Annotated in this window: 16 protein-coding genes and 1 pseudogene; 7 read left to right on the forward strand and 10 right to left on the reverse strand. The window is 59.7% G+C overall.

The annotated features are described in order from the left end of the window. Window positions 1-51: 51 nt before the first annotated feature. From rpoZ to AC1ROI_RS06105, 3 genes are all read right to left on the reverse strand, one after another. Complete coding sequence (rpoZ, locus tag AC1ROI_RS06095; RefSeq protein ID WP_007894670.1) at window positions 52-315, reverse strand: DNA-directed RNA polymerase subunit omega; 264 nt, start codon at window positions 313-315, stop codon at window positions 52-54. 167 nt (window positions 316-482) lie between these two features. Then, the gene (gmk, locus tag AC1ROI_RS06100) at window positions 483-1,103 is read right to left on the reverse strand and encodes a guanylate kinase (protein WP_010465215.1); all 621 of its coding nucleotides are present in this window, start codon (window positions 1,101-1,103) and stop codon (window positions 483-485) included. Window positions 1,104-1,115: 12 nt separating this feature from the next. Continuing rightward, window positions 1,116-1,979 (reverse strand): YicC/YloC family endoribonuclease, encoded by an 864-nt coding sequence (locus AC1ROI_RS06105; protein ID WP_077748577.1) that lies wholly within the window; start codon window positions 1,977-1,979, stop codon window positions 1,116-1,118. Between the two features lie 280 nt (window positions 1,980-2,259). Here AC1ROI_RS06105 and rph point away from each other — a divergent pair, with 280 nt between their 5' ends. Both rph and AC1ROI_RS06115 read left to right on the forward strand, forming a co-directional pair. Beyond that, entirely contained in the window at window positions 2,260-2,982 is a 723-nt protein-coding gene (gene rph / locus AC1ROI_RS06110; RefSeq protein WP_010465211.1) for a ribonuclease PH, read from the forward strand. Window positions 2,983-3,009: 27 nt separating this feature from the next. Beyond that, window positions 3,010-3,378, forward strand: coding sequence for a DUF4870 domain-containing protein (locus AC1ROI_RS06115; RefSeq protein WP_102594927.1), 369 nt, complete (start codon window positions 3,010-3,012; stop codon window positions 3,376-3,378). Window positions 3,379-3,543: 165 nt separating this feature from the next. On the opposite strand, the gene crc is transcribed toward AC1ROI_RS06115, so the two are convergent. Beyond that, window positions 3,544-4,323 (reverse strand): catabolite repression control protein Crc, encoded by a 780-nt coding sequence (crc, locus tag AC1ROI_RS06120; protein ID WP_007934608.1) that lies wholly within the window; start codon window positions 4,321-4,323, stop codon window positions 3,544-3,546. A gap of 82 nt (window positions 4,324-4,405) precedes the next feature. On the opposite strand from crc, the gene pyrE reads away from it, so the two are divergent. Beyond that, entirely contained in the window at window positions 4,406-5,050 is a 645-nt protein-coding gene (gene pyrE / locus AC1ROI_RS06125; RefSeq protein WP_010465206.1) for an orotate phosphoribosyltransferase, read from the forward strand. Window positions 5,051-5,216: 166 nt separating this feature from the next. Here pyrE and argB read toward each other — a convergent pair whose 3' ends face one another. From argB to coaBC, 4 genes and pseudogenes are all read right to left on the reverse strand, one after another. Continuing rightward, window positions 5,217-6,122 (reverse strand): acetylglutamate kinase, encoded by a 906-nt coding sequence (gene argB / locus AC1ROI_RS06130; protein WP_010465204.1) that lies wholly within the window; start codon window positions 6,120-6,122, stop codon window positions 5,217-5,219. Window positions 6,123-6,147: 25 nt separating this feature from the next. Continuing rightward, window positions 6,148-7,551: pseudogene (locus AC1ROI_RS06135) on the reverse strand (phosphomannomutase/phosphoglucomutase); the annotation flags it as partial. 301 nt (window positions 7,552-7,852) lie between these two features. After that, window positions 7,853-8,308: a dUTP diphosphatase gene (dut, locus tag AC1ROI_RS06140; RefSeq protein WP_010465200.1), complete on the reverse strand. Its 456-nt coding sequence runs from the start codon at window positions 8,306-8,308 to the stop codon at window positions 7,853-7,855. A 5-nt stretch (window positions 8,309-8,313) separates the two neighbouring features. Beyond that, the gene (gene coaBC / locus AC1ROI_RS06145; protein ID WP_077748581.1) at window positions 8,314-9,522 is read right to left on the reverse strand and encodes a bifunctional phosphopantothenoylcysteine decarboxylase/phosphopantothenate--cysteine ligase CoaBC; all 1,209 of its coding nucleotides are present in this window, start codon (window positions 9,520-9,522) and stop codon (window positions 8,314-8,316) included. 136 nt (window positions 9,523-9,658) lie between these two features. Between coaBC and radC the strand changes: the two genes are divergently transcribed. After that, window positions 9,659-10,333, forward strand: a complete 675-nt coding sequence (gene radC / locus AC1ROI_RS06150; RefSeq protein ID WP_102594926.1) for a RadC family protein — start codon at window positions 9,659-9,661, stop codon at window positions 10,331-10,333. 142 nt (window positions 10,334-10,475) lie between these two features. Here the strand turns inward: radC and AC1ROI_RS06155 are convergent, their stop codons facing one another. Beyond that, window positions 10,476-12,062: an ABC transporter substrate-binding protein gene (locus AC1ROI_RS06155; RefSeq protein ID WP_102594925.1), complete on the reverse strand. Its 1,587-nt coding sequence runs from the start codon at window positions 12,060-12,062 to the stop codon at window positions 10,476-10,478. A 445-nt stretch (window positions 12,063-12,507) separates the two neighbouring features. Here AC1ROI_RS06155 and rpmB point away from each other — a divergent pair, with 445 nt between their 5' ends. Both rpmB and rpmG read left to right on the forward strand, forming a co-directional pair. After that, window positions 12,508-12,741, forward strand: coding sequence for a 50S ribosomal protein L28 (gene rpmB, locus AC1ROI_RS06160; protein ID WP_007894701.1), 234 nt, complete (start codon window positions 12,508-12,510; stop codon window positions 12,739-12,741). Between the two features lie 11 nt (window positions 12,742-12,752). Then, a complete protein-coding gene (gene rpmG / locus AC1ROI_RS06165) occupies window positions 12,753-12,908 on the forward strand; it encodes a 50S ribosomal protein L33 (RefSeq protein WP_008150173.1) in 156 nt (51 codons plus the stop codon). Window positions 12,909-13,074: 166 nt separating this feature from the next. Here rpmG and AC1ROI_RS06170 read toward each other — a convergent pair whose 3' ends face one another. Next, on the reverse strand, window positions 13,075-13,437 hold the full coding sequence (locus AC1ROI_RS06170; protein ID WP_010465187.1) for a cupin domain-containing protein: 363 nt from the start codon (window positions 13,435-13,437) through the stop codon (window positions 13,075-13,077). Window positions 13,438-13,675: 238 nt separating this feature from the next. Here AC1ROI_RS06170 and AC1ROI_RS06175 point away from each other — a divergent pair, with 238 nt between their 5' ends. Then, on the forward strand, window positions 13,676-15,169 hold the full coding sequence (locus AC1ROI_RS06175; RefSeq protein WP_077748583.1) for an aldehyde dehydrogenase: 1,494 nt from the start codon (window positions 13,676-13,678) through the stop codon (window positions 15,167-15,169).

The raw sequence follows: 15,169 nt of genomic DNA on the forward strand, positions 1-15,169 counted from the left end.
TCCTGCCGTTCGCTGTGACCCCGCGCCGTGCTACGTCGACCAGGCATAGGCTTAGACTGCCTCGTTGGACTCGTCCTCGAACGCTGCGAACAGCGGTTCGTCTTCGACGATTTCAGCATTGGCGATGAACTCGTAGCTCATCAGGCCTTCGGCGATTTCACGCAAGGCTACAACGGTAGGCTTGTCGTTTTCCCACTGTACCAGTGGCTCTTTGCCGCCGGTGGCCAGTTGACGGGCACGCTTGGTGGACAGCATGACCAGTTCAAAACGGTTTTCCACGTGGTTCAGGCAGTCTTCAACGGTTACGCGGGCCATGGTATTCCTCGGAGCGAATGCAATATGCGCGCTGCCCGGGTGGGCGAGCGGACTGAACAGTTTAAAAAATCACCAGCGATTAGGGAAGCGCTGATTTTTTGACCAAGCCCTTCAACGCGCTGCAAGTGCCAATGTAAAGCCCTTGCAGCGGTTTTGGGAAGGGCTGTTTAGCCGAGCAATTCAGCCAAAAGTTTTCCGTTGCGCTGCTGCTGACGCTTCTGATGCAGCTGATTGGCACGGAAAATCGCCTGCAAATCCTTCAGCGCATGGGCGAAATCGTCATTGATGATCAGGTAGTCGTAGTCGACGTAATGGCTCATTTCGCTGACGGCTTCGCGCATCCGGCCTTCAATGACCTCGTCACTGTCCTGGCCGCGATTGTTCAGACGCTGATGCAAGGCTTGGAGAGAGGGCGGCAGAATGAAGATAGAGCGGGCCTGAGGCATCAATTTGCGCACTTGCTCGGCACCTTGCCAGTCGATTTCCAGAATCAGGTCGTGGCCTTCGTCCAGGGTCTGCTGCAGGTGGCTTTGCGAAGTGCCGTAGAGGTTGCCGAACACTTCGGCGCGCTCGAGGAAATCCCCGTGCTCGATCATCTTCACGAACTCGCCGCGTTCGACGAAGTGATAGTTCACGCCGTTCACTTCACCGGGGCGCATGGCGCGGGTGGTGTGGGAGACCGAGACGCGGATCTCCTGGTCAGCGTCGGTCAGGGCCTTGACCAGGCTGCTCTTACCCGCGCCCGAAGGGGCGGAAATGATGTACAGGGTGCCGGTGCTGTGGGTCATGTCGGGGTTGCCTTACTCAATATTCTGCACTTGTTCGCGCATCTGCTCGATCAACACTTTGAGGTTGACCGCCGCTTGGGTGCTGCGCGGGTCGAAGGCTTTGGAGCCCAGTGTGTTGGCTTCGCGGTTGAGCTCCTGCATCAGGAAGTCCAGGCGCCGACCGGCAGCGCCGCCGGATTTGAGTACCCGGCGAACTTCAATGATGTGAGTGCTCAAGCGATCCAGTTCTTCGGCGACGTCGCTCTTTTGCGCGAGCATGACCATTTCCTGCTCGAGTCGCTGCGGGTCCATCTCGGCTTTCATGTCGGCAAAGCGGTCGAGGACTTTCTGGCGTTGGGTGGCTAGCATCTGCGGGACCAGTTCGCGCAGGGTCACCACATCTTCTTCGATGGAGGTCAGGCGATCATTGATCAACCGGGCCAGCTCCGCGCCTTCGCGCTCGCGGCCGGCCTTGAGTTCTTTCAGACCTTCATTGAACAGCGCCAGTGCTTCGGCATTCAACGCTTGCGGGTCAGCGGCGTCGCCCACCAGAACGCCAGGCCAGGCCAGGACTTCCAGCGGATTCAATGCGGCGGGATTCTTGATCAGGCCGGCGATGGTCTCGGCGGCAGCGACCAATTGCGCGGCACGCTCGCGGTCCACTTGCAGGGGTTTGTCGGTGTTTTCTTCGGTGAAGCGCAGAGTGCATTCGAGCTTGCCCCGGGATATCCCCTGGCGCAGCGCTTCGCGGACCGCACCTTCGAGGTCGCGAAACGACTCCGGCAGGCGCAAATGGGGTTCCAGGTAGCGGCTGTTGACCGAGCGCAATTCCCAGCTCAGGGTGCCTTGGGCGCCGGCTTTTTCAACGCGGGCGAAGGCGGTCATGCTGTGCACCATGGAGGTACCTCGCAATTCAGGTTTGCGTTACCAAAGGTTTCGCGAGACCCGATATCTGTGAATTAAAGCCGACAGGCAGCAAAGGCGCAGGATTGTAGCGCAGTGGGGCGGATGCGCCCAAACACACGGTGTGACAAAGGGCTGCAGGCCGTCGGTAAAGCGCTGTTCTAAGCTCTAGTCAGCGCCTTCAATCGTCGGACGGATTTTTTAGAAGTGCCCAGTCTTGGCGCGCGGCTCTATAATGCTCGGCAGTTTTCCGTCCTCCGTACAGGTATTCCCTATGAAACGTCCAAGTGGTCGCGCTGCCGATCAGCTCCGCTCGATCCGCATTACCCGCAACTACACCAAACACGCCGAGGGATCTGTACTGGTCGAATTCGGTGATACCAAAGTCATCTGCACGGTCAGCGTCGAGAACGGCGTACCGCGTTTCCTCAAGGGCCAGGGCCAAGGCTGGTTGACCGCGGAATACGGCATGCTGCCGCGCGCCACTGGCGAGCGTAACCAGCGTGAAGCGAGCCGTGGCAAGCAAGGCGGCCGCACCCTGGAAATCCAGCGTCTGATCGGTCGCTCCCTGCGTGCTTCGCTGGACATGTCCAAGCTGGGCGACGTCACCCTGTACGTCGACTGCGACGTGATCCAGGCCGACGGTGGCACCCGCACCGCATCCATCACCGGCGCCATGGTTGCGCTGGTCGATGCCTTGAAAGTGATCAAGAAGCGCGGCGGCCTGAAAGGCGGCGACCCGCTCAAGCAAATGATCGCGGCCGTTTCGGTGGGCATGTACCAGGGCGAGCCTGTGCTCGACCTCGACTACCTGGAAGACTCGGCTGCCGAGACTGACCTGAACGTGGTGATGACCAGCACTGGCGGCTTCATCGAAGTCCAGGGCACTGCCGAAGGCGCGCCGTTCCAGCCGGAAGAGCTGAACGCTATGCTTGAACTGGCGAAGAAAGGCATGACCGAGATCTTCGAACTGCAAAAGGCCGCACTGGCCGACTGATCGGATGTTCCACGCAAGGAGGACACCATGAGTGACGAGCAGCAGCTACTTCCCATCCCGAGCAAAGAGGTTCGGCAGTGGGCGATGTTTTGTCACTTGTCCGCGTTGCTGGGAATCTGGATTCCGTTCGGTACGCTGATCGGCCCGCTGATCCTCTGGCAGATGAAGCGCGAGATGGACCCGTTTGTCGATGCACAGGGCAAGGAGGCGCTGAACTTTCAGATCACCGTCGCCATTGCCTCTGCCATCTGCTTCCTGCTGATGGTGGTGATCATCGGGTTCTTCCTGTTCGGTCTGGTGGCGATTGGTGCGTTGGTACTGACGATCATCGGTGGTGTGAAAGCCAATGAAGGGGTGCCGTATCGGTATCCGTTCACCTGGCGGTTGATCAAGTAGCCACCGCTGTCCCGTAGGAGCGAGGATTGCCCGCGAATTGAGGCGCCTCGGTCTGTCAGGAACAACGCGTTATCGTTCTTCGCGGGCAAGCCTCGCTCCTACAGGAATGAGGCGCACAAAAAAGCCGACGGCGATGTCGGCTTTTTTGCGTCTGCGAAAAGACGCTTAAATGGTCAGCGTCCAGTCGTAGTCCACGATCAGTGGTGCGTGTTGCGAGAACCGTGGCTGGCGTGGCAGGCGTGCGCTGCGAACAAAACGGCGCAGGCCAGGGGTCAGCAACTGGTAGTCGAAACGCCAACCGAGGTTGAGCATTTCCGCCTGTTCGTTGTCCGGCCACCAGCTGTACTGGTCGCCTTCACGGCTGACTTCACGCAGGGCATCAACATAGCCCATGTTGCCGACAATCTCGTCCATCCAGGCACGTTCAGGTGCCAGGAAGCCCGGGGATTGCTGGCTGTCGCGCCAGTTCTTGATATCCAGCTTCTGTTGCGCCACGTACAGCGAGCCACAATAAATGTACTCGCGACGTTTGCGTCGCTGTTTATCCAGATAACGGGCGAAATCGTCCATTAGCTTGAACTTCTGGTTCAAGTCTTCATCGCCGTTCTGCCCCGAAGGGAGCAGCAAGGTCGCGATGCTGACCTTGTCGAAATCGGCTTGCAGGTAGCGCCCGTAGCGGTCGGCTGTCTCGAAACCGAGACCGCTGATGACTGCCTTCGGTTGCAACCGCGAATACAAAGCCACGCCACCCTGGGCGGGAACTTCGGCTTCGCAGGCATAAAGGAAGTAGCCATCCAGTTGGAAGGCTGGATCGTCCAGTTCAAAGGCGGAGGCGCGGGTGTCCTGCAGGCAGATGACGTCGGCATTCTGTGCTTGCAGCCAACTGAGCAACCCTCGCTCCACTGCAGCCTGAATACCATTGACGTTCACACTGATGATCCGCATAAATGGCCCCAAAAATCGCGTGCGTGTATGATACACGGCGTCAACCTAATTAGCTAAATCCGTGGTATTTGGGGTTTTTTTCATGCAAGCGTATCAGCGCGATTTCATTCGTTTTGCCATCGATCGCGGCGTTTTGCGCTTCGGCGAGTTCACCCTGAAGTCCGGGCGCACCAGTCCTTACTTCTTCAATGCCGGTCTGTTCAATACCGGTTCGGCCCTTGCGCAGTTGGGTCGTTTCTACGCGGCAGCCATCGTCGAGAGCGGTATTTCGTTCGATGTATTGTTTGGCCCGGCGTACAAAGGCATCCCGCTGGCGGCGACCACTGCGGTGGCGCTGGCCGAACATCATGGCCGTGATTTGCCGTGGTGCTTCAACCGCAAAGAGGCCAAGGCCCACGGTGAAGGCGGCAGTCTCGTTGGCGCGCCGTTGACCGGCGATGTGCTGATCATCGACGACGTGATCACCGCCGGCACCGCGATCCGCGAAGTGATGCAAATCATCGCTTCCCAGGACGGCGCCAAGGCCAAGGGCGTGCTCATCGCCCTGAACCGTCAGGAGCGTGGCAACGGCGAGTTGTCGGCGATCCAGGAAGTGGAGCGTGATTTCGGCATTCCGGTGATCAGCATTGTGTCGCTGAACCAGGTGCTGGAATTCCTGGCGGATGATCCGCAGCTCAAGCAGCACCTGCCAGCCGTAGAAGCGTACCGCGCCCAGTACGGCGTCTAACGCTGACCTGTAGGAGCGAGGCTTGCCCGCGAAGGCGTCGTCACATTCAGCAATGATGGGACTGTCAGATCGCTTTCGCGGGCAAGCCTCGCTCCTACAAGGGAGTGCGCAGGCAAAAAAAGACCCCGCTCAGCCAAGCTGAGCGGGGTCTTTTTGTTTGTGTTGCTTAGTGACGCTTGCGATTGCTGATCAACGTACCCACACCGGTATCGGTGAAGATCTCAAGCAGAATCGCATTCGGCACCCGGCCATCAATGATCAGCGAGCTGCCCACGCCGCCCTGAACCGCTTCCAGCGCGCAACGGATCTTCGGCAGCATGCCGCCGTAGATCGTGCCGTCGGCGATGAGCTCGTCGACTTGCTGGGTGGTCAGGCCGGTGAGGACCGTGCCCGACTTGTCCATCAAGCCGGCGATGTTGGTCAGCAGCATCAGCTTTTCAGCCTTCAGTGCTTCGGCGACTTTGCCGGCCACCAAGTCAGCGTTGATGTTGTACGACTCGCCGTTGGCACCGACGCCGATTGGCGCGATGACCGGGATGAAATCACCTTTGACCAGCAGGTTCAGCAAGTCGGTGTTGATCCCGACCACTTCGCCTACCTGGCCGATGTCGATGATTTCCGGCTGGGTCATCTCCGGCGTCTGGCGGGTCACGGTGAGCTTCTTCGCACGAATCAGCTCGGCGTCTTTACCGGTCAGGCCGATGGCGCTGCCGCCATGACGGTTGATCAGGTTGACGATGTCCTTGTTGACCTGGCCGCCGAGGACCATTTCCACCACGTCCATGGTCTGCGCGTCAGTCACGCGCATGCCATCGATGAAGTGGCTCTCGATCGACAGGCGCTTGAGCAGGTCGCCGATTTGCGGGCCGCCGCCGTGAACCACCACCGGGTTGATACCGACGGCTTTCATCAGCACGATGTCGCGGGCGAAGCCGGTTTTCAGCTCCTCGCTTTCCATCGCGTTGCCGCCGTATTTGATCACCAGCGTCTTGCCGACATAGCGGCGAATGTAAGGCAACGCTTCGGACAGGACCTTGGCGGTGTTGGCGGCGGCTTCGCGTTCGAGGGTCATTCAGGGCTCCGGGTGCTTCAGAAGATCAAAACGGTAATTGGAGATCAGGTGCAACACGCTTCAGCTGGACTTTGAACACGTCCTTGATGCGCTGCAATTCAGCCTCGTCATCGGCCTCGAAGCGCAGCACCAGCACCGGTGTGGTGTTGGACGCGCGCACCAGGCCCCAGCCTTTGGCGTAGTCGACTCGCACGCCGTCAATGGTGGTCAGGTCGGCGCCTTCGCCCCACTTCGCGTCGTGCAATGCATCAATGATGCTGAATTTGCTCTCTTCGGTCACATGGATATTGATTTCCGGCGTAGAAATATCGTTCGGGAAGGTCGCAAACAGCTCTTCCGCGGTGGATTTTTCCTTGCTGAGGATCTCCAGCAGACGCGCGGCGCTGTAAATGCCGTCGTCAAAACCGAACCAGCGCTCCTTGAAGAAGATATGCCCGCTCATCTCGCCGGCCAACAGGGCGCCGGTTTGTTTCATTTTCTTTTTGATCAACGAGTGACCGGTCTTCCACATGAGCGGACGGCCGCCGTATTCTTTGATCAGCGGTGTCAGGCGGCGGGTGCATTTGACATCGAAGATGATCTCCGCGTCCGCGTTGCGCGCCAGTACGTCGCGGGCGAACAGCATCAGCAGGCGGTCCGGGTAAACGATACTGCCGGTGTTGGTCACCACACCGACGCGGTCGCCATCGCCGTCGAATGCCAGGCCGATATCGGCGTTGGTTTCCTTGACCTTGGCGATCAGGTCGACGAGGTTTTCAGGTTTGCCCGGGTCCGGGTGGTGGTTCGGGAAGTTACCGTCGACCTCGCAGAACAGCGGGATGACTTCGCAGTTCAACGCTTCGATCAATTGCGGAGCGATCACGCCGGCCGCGCCGTTGCCGCAGTCGACCACGACTTTCAGGCGACGAGCCAGTTTGATGTCCTGGACGATTTCGGTGTTGTAGCGGTCGAGGATCTCGACCTGGGTGACGCTGCCCTTGCCGCTGCTCAAGTTGTTGGTCTTGAGGCGGTCGTGCAGGGCCTGGATCTGTTCGTTGGCCAGGGTGTCGCCCGCGATCACGATCTTGAACCCGTTGTAGTTCGACGGGTTGTGGCTACCGGTGAGCATGACGCCGGATTTGCCGGCCAGTACGTTGGCGGCGTAGTACAGCGCCGGGGTTGGCACCAGGCCCACGTCGCTGACGTGGCAACCGCTGTCGGCCAGGCCTTTGATCAATTGTTCGACCAGTTCCGGGCCGGACAGGCGGCCGTCGCGGCCAACGGAAACGTTCGGTTCGTCCTGGGCCAGGCTCTGGGCACCGATGGCGCGGCCGAGCCAGTAAGCGGTCTCAGCGTTCAGGAATTCCGGGACCGTGCCGCGAATGTCGTAGGCGCGGAAGATGCTGTCCGGGAACTTGGGTGCGACTGTGGCTGGGGTGCTCATCTGTGGGAATGCTCCATCTCGAAAGTGACTGGACCTGTCCGCGAAAATCTCGTCGGCGGGCTCAAACTGAAGGGTATGACGGCGTTTTCCACTGAGAGTTCGTGGTGCGAAAAGGCCATGCCACCTGCGTTTGCGGGGTAATGATCGGTCAATGCCTTGATTTTGGGCGGTAAACCTTCCAGATGAACGTTGTGCGAATTTTGGCGAGGAGGCTTGCTTGCGCTTGGGTGCGCGGCACTCACAAAATCTTGGGGTCGCTTCGCAGCCCAGCGGGAGCAAGCTCCCTCGCCACAGGATGCTTTTCGGATCAATGGCTGCCGGAATGCCCGAAACCACCGGCACCACGCTCGGTTTCAACAAACTCTTCGACCATCTCGAAGTGCGCTTGAACCACCGGCACCAGAACCAATTGAGCCAGGCGCTCACCGACCACCATGTTGAAGTCGGTCTGGCCACGGTTCCAGCACGAAACCATCAGCGGGCCCTGGTAATCGGAGTCGATCAAACCGACCAGATTGCCCAGCACGATGCCATGTTTATGGCCCAGGCCGGAGCGCGGCAGAATCAGCGCGGCCAAACCCGGATCGCCAATGTAGACGGACAGACCGGTCGGGATCAGCAGGGTTTCGCCCGGCTTGATGACGGTGTCTTTTTCCAGCATGGCGCGCAGGTCGAGGCCGGCGGAGCCAGGCGTGGCGTACTGCGGCAGCGGGAATTCGGTACCGATGCGGGGGTCGAGGATCTTGGCTTGCAAAGCGTGCATGTAAATTAAACCTGGTTCAGACGTTCGGCGATAAAAGTGATCAGCTGGCGAGCAATTTTGCTCTTGCTGGTCTGGGCGAAAAGTGTGGCGTGCAGTTCTCGATCGATCACGCTGCAGGCGTTTTCTTCGCTGTTGAAGCCAATGCTCGGGTTGGCGACGTCGTTGGCGACGATCAGATCGAGGTTCTTGTCTTTCAACTTGCGCGCAGCGTAATCGAGCAGGTGTTCGGTTTCGGCAGCGAAGCCGACACTGAACGGACGGTCGGGGCGGGTGGCGATGGTGGCCAGGATGTCCGGGTTGCGCACCATCTGTAGCAACAAGCCGTCGCCGTTCGTAGGGTCTTTCTTGAGTTTCTGTGGGGCGACGACTTCAGGACGGTAGTCCGCGACCGCTGCCGAGGCGATAAACAGGTCGCAAGGGATCGCGGCTTCGCAGGCGGCGAGCATGTCGCGAGCGCTGACCACGTCGATGCGGGTGACACGATCCGGAGTCGGCAGGTGCACCGGGCCGGTGATCAGCGTGACGCGGGCGCCGGCTTCCACCGCGGCTTCGGCCAGGGCAAAGCCCATTTTTCCGGAGCTGTGGTTGGTGATGTAGCGCACCGGATCGATGTTTTCCTGAGTCGGGCCGGCGGTGATCAGCACGTGTTTGCCGGTCAATGCCTGACGCTTGAAGCAGTCCGCCGCGCATTGGGCGAGTTCGACGGCTTCGAGCATGCGGCCCAGGCCGACGTCGCCGCAGGCCTGGCTACCGGAGGCCGGCCCGAAGGCTTTGATGTCGCGGCTTTCGAGGGTTTGCAGGTTGGCCTGGGTTGCCGGGTCGCGCCACATGGCCTGGTTCATCGCCGGGGCGACGGCGACCACCGCATCGGTGGCCAGCACCAGCGTGGTCAGCAGATCGTCAGCAATGCCTTGGGCCAGACGGGCAATCAGGTCCGCCGTAGCAGGGGCGATCAGCACCATATCGGCCCACTTGGCCAGCTCGATGTGGCCCATGGCAGCTTCTGCCGCGGGGTCCAGCAAGTCGAGATGAACCGGGTGCCCGGACAAGGCCTGCATGGTCAGCGGAGTGATGAACTCGCTGCCGCCACGGGTCATGACCACGCGCACTTCGGCACCCTGGTCGATCAGGCGGCGAACCAGGTCGGCGCTCTTGTAGGCAGCAATACCGCCGCCGACGCCCAGAACGATGCGTTTCCGATACAGCCGCTGCATAGGTCTGCCTTTTATTTCGTTGATGACAGCATGGCGAGACCCCCTCCCCAGGGATGAAATCGCCAGCAAAAAAGATGGGCTACGATATCACAGCGACCGCTATGGAACAGCGGCGCCCACAGACAGGGAAGGTGCTATGAGTATTCGTGATTGGCCGGCGGCGGAGCGGCCGCGGGAGAAGTTACTGGAGCAGGGATCGGCGAGTCTCTCGGACGCAGAGCTGCTGGCGATTTTTTTACGGACCGGTGTGTCCGGCAAAAGCGCGGTGGATTTGGCGCGACACCTGTTGCAGCAATTTGGCAGCCTGCGCACTTTGCTCGAGGCCGACCTTCGGACCTTCAGTGGTGAGCTCGGCCTTGGGCCGGCAAAGTTTGCGCAGTTGCAGGCGGTGCTGGAAATGGCCCGCCGGCATCTGGCAGAGCGGTTACGACGTGACTCAGTGATGGAAAGCCCCCTCGCGGTGCGCGACTACCTCAAGTCGATGCTGCGCCACGAGCCGCATGAGGTCTTCGGTAGCCTGTTCCTGGATTCAAAACACCGGGTGCTGGCGTTTGAGGTGCTGTTTCGCGGCTCCATCGACAACACCAGCGTGTACCCGCGACAGGTGGTCAAGCGCGCACTGGCTCATAACGCCGCCGCATTGATCCTTTGCCACAATCATCCGTCGGGCAAATCCGATCCCAGTCAGGCTGATCGAATGCTGACCAAGCGCCTGCAAGAGGCGCTGGAGCTGATTGATGTGCGGGTGCTCGACCATTTCATCATTGGTGACGGCGAGCCGCTTTCAATGGCCGAGTATGGGTGGATGTAGGGCTTGGGGACGGGCTTCTGTGGCGAGGGAGCTTGCTCCCGCTTGAGTGCGCAGCGCTCACAGGATCTTCAGGGCCGCTGCGCAGCCCGGCGGGAGCAAGCTCCCTCGCGTCAGAGAAGCATTCGCGCAGCGTTTCCGAGCGTTACTTGAGGTTGACCTTGGAGTAATCCTGGCGACCAAACGGGCTGACCGAGTAACCCTCGACGTTCTTGCGCATCAACGCGAACGCCGTCGGGTGGGCCAACGGCAGCCAAAGCGCCTGCTGCTGGATCTGCGCCTGGGCCTGTTCGTAAAGCTTGGTACGCACACCTTGCTCGCCGGTGGTCTTGCCGGCGCTGATCAGCTTGTCCAGGTCCTGGTTGCAGTAGCGGGCGAAGTTAGTGCCGGATTTGACCGCGGCGCAGGAAAACTGCGGCGTGAGGAAGTTGTCCGGGTCACCGTTGTCGCCAGCCCAACCCATGAACAGCAGGTCGTGCTCGCCGGCTTTGGCGCGGCGAATCAGCTCGCCCCATTCGATCACGCGGATTTCGGCCTGGATGCCGATTTCCGCGAGGTCCGATTGCAGCATTTGAGCGCTCAGGCTCGGGTTCGGGTTCAGCAGACTGCCGGAAGGTCGGGTCCAGATGGTGGTCTGGAAGCCGTCCTTGAGTCCGGCCTTGGCCATCAATGCCTTGGCCTTCTCGACGTCATGCGGATAACCGGGCAGGCCTTTGGCGTAGCTCCAGGTGTTCGGCGGGTACGGGCCGTTGGCGGGCTCGGCAGTGTCTTCGAACACGGCTTTGACGTAGTTGGCCTTGTCGAAGGCGAGGTTGATCGCCTGGCGCACTTCAGGTTTGTCCAGCGGCGGATGCTGGCTGTTGATGCCGACGAACGCAGTCATGAAGGCGTCAGTCTTTTCCACTTTCAGTGTCGGTTCTTTCAGCGCGGCCTGTACGTCCAGAGGCTTGGGCGACAGGGCGATCTGGCACTCGTTGCGACGCAATTTCTGCAAACGCACATTGGCGTCCGGGGTGATGGCGAAGATCAGCGGGTCCACCGAAGGCTTGCCACGGAAGTAGTCCGGGTTGGCCTTGTAGCGAATCGAGGCATCTTTTTGGAAGCGGGTGAACACGAATGGGCCGCTGCCGATCGGCTGGCTGTTGAGCTTCTCGGGCGTGCCGGCCTTCAGCAGTTTGTCGGCGTATTCCGCGGAATAGATCGAGGCGAAGCCCATACTCAGGGTCGCGAGGAAGGTTGAGTCCGGGTGATCAAGGGTGAAGCGTACGGTCAGCGGGTCCAGTGCGTCGATCTTCTTGATCAGCGCCGGCAACTGCATCGACTGGGCGTGCGGGAAGCCGCTCTGGGCGACCTTGTGCCAAGGGTGCGCCGGGTCGAGCATACGGTCGAAGCTGAATTTGACGTCTTCGGCGGTCAGCTCGCGTGTCGGGCTGAAGTACTCGGTGCGGTGGAATTTCACCTGTGGGTGCAACTTGAACACGTAAGTCAGGCCGTCGGGGCTGACTTCCCAGCTGTCCGCGAGGCTGGCGACCACTTTACCGCTGGCGGTGTCGAAGTCCACCAGACGGTTCATCAGCACATCGGCGGACGCGTTGGTGGTGGTCAGCGAGTTGTATTGCACCACGTCGAACCCTTCCGGACTCGCCTCGGTGCAGACGCTCAGGGCGGCGGCATGGGCCAGCGGGCTCAGCAGGAGCGGGGCGAACAACAGCGGTAGGGCAGCGAGGCGCATGGTCGGATTCCTTTACAGATCGAAGGCCCATCTGCAAGTGCAGTCTGGAAAAGGCTTACCCTAGTGGGCTCTTTTGCAAATGACTATCCCCTTTTTCATTTTAAGGAGAGTATGTGCGCTTGTTTTCGGTGATGCGGGCCGAGGAAAACCCGAAATCGGTCGGTTGACCGATTCTCTGCGACGAGCGGTCTTAATCGGCCACAGCCTTTATCCAAGGCGCTCGGCGCCCGAAAAATGGGGAATTTATAAAGTCCGCGCACACGGAATGTTGTTGCTCTCCAGTCTTTCTGGTATAAAGCAGCGCTCTTTTCTAGGGGCCCGGTTCCTTCACTGTAGGTGTAGCCGGTAAGACCTCTAAAGAAACGCGGCGCCTGGCGCCAAATGACTGAGAGATTAAGCGGCCAACCCATGCCGGGTTGGGCATGTGGTTTTAGAGGGCTGAGGCATGTCGAGAGTATGTCAAGTTACCGGTAAGGGTCCGGTGACTGGGAATAACATTTCCCACGCAAACAACAAAACCCGTCGTCGTTTCCTGCCGAACCTGCAGCATCACCGCTTCTGGGTTGAAGAAGAGAAACGTTTCGTGCGTCTGCGCGTATCTGCCAAAGGCATGCGTATTATCGACAAGCGTGGCATCACTGTCGTGCTGGCCGAAATCCGCAAAGCTGGCAAGATCTAAGGGAGCTAATCATGCGTGAATTGATTCGAATGATTTCTAGCGCCGGTACTGGTCACTTCTACACTACCGACAAGAACAAGCGTACTACTCCGGACAAGCTCGAAAAGCGCATGTTCGATCCGCGCGTTCGCAAGCACGTGATGTACAAAGAAGGCAAAATCAAGTAATTGATTTTTCCCTCTTACAAAAAAGGCCCGTATCGCGAGATACGGGCCTTTTTTGTTGCCTGCAGGTTATGGGTTGCCTGTTAGTGCCCCTTCGCCTGCGGTGAGTCGCGTCCGATGTAGGAGCGAGGCTTGCCTGCGAAGAGGTCGGCCCGGCTAATACAAATCCTCAGGCCTTCTGTTCAAACGCCACATAAATCTTGCGGCACGGCTCCAGCACTTCCCAGGTGCCCCTGAACCCGGCCGGGATCACGAAGCGATCACCCGCACGCACGGTCTTGCTGTTGCCGTCGTTGTCACGCAGCACTGAAACGCCCTGAATGATTTCGCAGTACTCATGCTCGGTGAAGTTCACATGCCACTGGCCAACAGCGCCTTCCCACACGCCCGCATTCAACTGGCCGCAAGGGCTGTTGTAGTGGTTGTAGACCGCTTGCTCGGGGTCGCCCTTGAGGACTTTTGCCGGGTCCGGCCGATAGCGATCGGGTTGGGTGGTGGCCTGGCTGAAGTCGACGATGTCCTGGATGCTCATTGTTGTTATCCCCCGTGATTGCGGCGCGGTTGGTTGGAAAGCCCAAAGTCTATGTTTATTAAAATGAACATCGCAAGGCCGTTTGCCGGCCTTATGTCAAATATATTGAAACTTCACCTGTCGCTGGTTTAGGGTGGCGGTTGCCTTGGGCCGAAAAATCAGGCTGGCTGGGCAGAATTCCTGACAGCGTCCGCGACGATCGTTGGGCGCTCGTATTCAACAAGAGGAGGACACTCGTATGACCACCCTGACTCGTGCCGATTGGGAACAACGGGCTCGCGATCTGAAGATCGAAGGCCGTGCCTACATCAATGGCGAATACACCGATGCCGTCTCCAGCGAGACCTTCGAGTGCATCAGCCCGGTCGATGGCCGTCTGCTGGGCAAGATTGCCAGCTGTGACGCCGCCGACGCCCAGCGCGCCGTTGAAAATGCCCGCGCCACCTTCAATTCCGGCGTCTGGTCGCGCTTGGCACCGACCAAGCGCAAAGCCACCATGATCCGTTTCGCCGGCCTGCTCAAACAGCACGCCGAAGAGCTGGCGCTGCTTGAAACCCTGGACATGGGCAAGCCGATCAGCGATTCCCTGTACATCGACGTTCCCGGCGCGGCGCAAGCCCTGAGCTGGAGCGGTGAAGCCATCGACAAGATCTACGACGAAGTCGCCGCCACCCCGCACGATCAGCTGGGTCTGGTGACTCGCGAACCGGTCGGCGTGGTTGGCGCCATCGTGCCGTGGAACTTCCCGTTGATGATGGCCTGCTGGAAACTCGGGCCGGCGCTGTCCACCGGTAACTCGGTGATCCTCAAGCCATCGGAAAAATCCCCGCTGACCGCCATTCGCATTGCTGCGCTGGCCGTCGAAGCCGGTATTCCGAAAGGCGTGCTTAACGTTTTGCCAGGTTACGGACACACCGTCGGCAAGGCCTTGGCCCTGCACAATGACGTGGATACGCTGGTGTTCACCGGTTCGACCAAGATCGCCAAGCAATTGCTGATCTACTCCGGCGAATCGAACATGAAGCGCGTCTGGCTCGAAGCGGGCGGCAAGAGCCCGAACATCGTGTTTGCCGATGCCCCGGACCTGCAAGCCGCAGCTGAAGCGGCGGCCGGTGCCATTGCCTTCAACCAGGGCGAAGTCTGCACTGCTGGTTCGCGTCTGCTGGTCGAACGCTCGATCAAGGACACCTTCCTGCCGCTGGTGATCGAAGCACTGAAAACCTGGAAGCCGGGCAACCCATTGGACCCGGCGACCAACGTCGGCGCGCTGGTGGACACCCAGCAGATGAATACCGTGCTGTCCTACATCGAATCCGGCCACGCCGACGGCGCCAAACTGGTGGCTGGCGGCAAGCGCACGCTTCAGGAAAGCGGTGGCACTTACGTTGAACCGACGATTTTCGACGGCGTAAACAATGCGATGAAAATCGCTCAGGAAGAAATCTTTGGCCCGGTATTGTCGGTGATCGCGTTCGACACCGCCGAGGAAGCCATCGCGATTGCCAACGACACGCCTTACGGCCTGGCTGCTGCGGTATGGACCAAGGACATTTCCAAGGCGCACCTGACCGCTCGTGCGCTGCGTGCCGGTAGCGTGTGGGTCAACCAATACGACGGCGGCGACATGACCGCACCGTTTGGCGGCTTCAAGCAATCGGGCAATGGCCGCGACAAGTCGCTGCACGCGTTCGACAAATACACCGAGCTGAAGGCGACCTGGATCAAGTTGTAA

Source organism: Pseudomonas sp. GW823-FHT02C02, assembly GCF_058797635.1.

What these genes read in the sequence shown, in the direction of transcription:
- rpoZ (WP_007894670.1), bottom strand. Translation starts at nt 315, where the DNA reads ATGGCCCGCGTAACCGTTGAAGACTGCCTGAACCACGTGGAAAACCGT.
- gmk (WP_010465215.1), bottom strand. Translation starts at nt 1,103, where the DNA reads ATGACCCACAGCACCGGCACCCTGTACATCATTTCCGCCCCTTCGGGC.
- AC1ROI_RS06105 (WP_077748577.1), bottom strand. Translation starts at nt 1,979, where the DNA reads ATGGTGCACAGCATGACCGCCTTCGCCCGCGTTGAAAAAGCCGGCGCC.
- rph (WP_010465211.1), top strand. Translation starts at nt 2,260, where the DNA reads ATGAAACGTCCAAGTGGTCGCGCTGCCGATCAGCTCCGCTCGATCCGC.
- AC1ROI_RS06115 (WP_102594927.1), top strand. Translation starts at nt 3,010, where the DNA reads ATGAGTGACGAGCAGCAGCTACTTCCCATCCCGAGCAAAGAGGTTCGG.
- crc (WP_007934608.1), bottom strand. Translation starts at nt 4,323, where the DNA reads ATGCGGATCATCAGTGTGAACGTCAATGGTATTCAGGCTGCAGTGGAG.
- pyrE (WP_010465206.1), top strand. Translation starts at nt 4,406, where the DNA reads ATGCAAGCGTATCAGCGCGATTTCATTCGTTTTGCCATCGATCGCGGC.
- argB (WP_010465204.1), bottom strand. Translation starts at nt 6,122, where the DNA reads ATGACCCTCGAACGCGAAGCCGCCGCCAACACCGCCAAGGTCCTGTCC.
- dut (WP_010465200.1), bottom strand. Translation starts at nt 8,308, where the DNA reads ATGCACGCTTTGCAAGCCAAGATCCTCGACCCCCGCATCGGTACCGAA.
- coaBC (WP_077748581.1), bottom strand. Translation starts at nt 9,522, where the DNA reads ATGCAGCGGCTGTATCGGAAACGCATCGTTCTGGGCGTCGGCGGCGGT.
- radC (WP_102594926.1), top strand. Translation starts at nt 9,659, where the DNA reads ATGAGTATTCGTGATTGGCCGGCGGCGGAGCGGCCGCGGGAGAAGTTA.
- AC1ROI_RS06155 (WP_102594925.1), bottom strand. Translation starts at nt 12,062, where the DNA reads ATGCGCCTCGCTGCCCTACCGCTGTTGTTCGCCCCGCTCCTGCTGAGC.
- rpmB (WP_007894701.1), top strand. Translation starts at nt 12,508, where the DNA reads ATGTCGAGAGTATGTCAAGTTACCGGTAAGGGTCCGGTGACTGGGAAT.
- rpmG (WP_008150173.1), top strand. Translation starts at nt 12,753, where the DNA reads ATGCGTGAATTGATTCGAATGATTTCTAGCGCCGGTACTGGTCACTTC.
- AC1ROI_RS06170 (WP_010465187.1), bottom strand. Translation starts at nt 13,437, where the DNA reads ATGAGCATCCAGGACATCGTCGACTTCAGCCAGGCCACCACCCAACCC.
- AC1ROI_RS06175 (WP_077748583.1), top strand. Translation starts at nt 13,676, where the DNA reads ATGACCACCCTGACTCGTGCCGATTGGGAACAACGGGCTCGCGATCTG.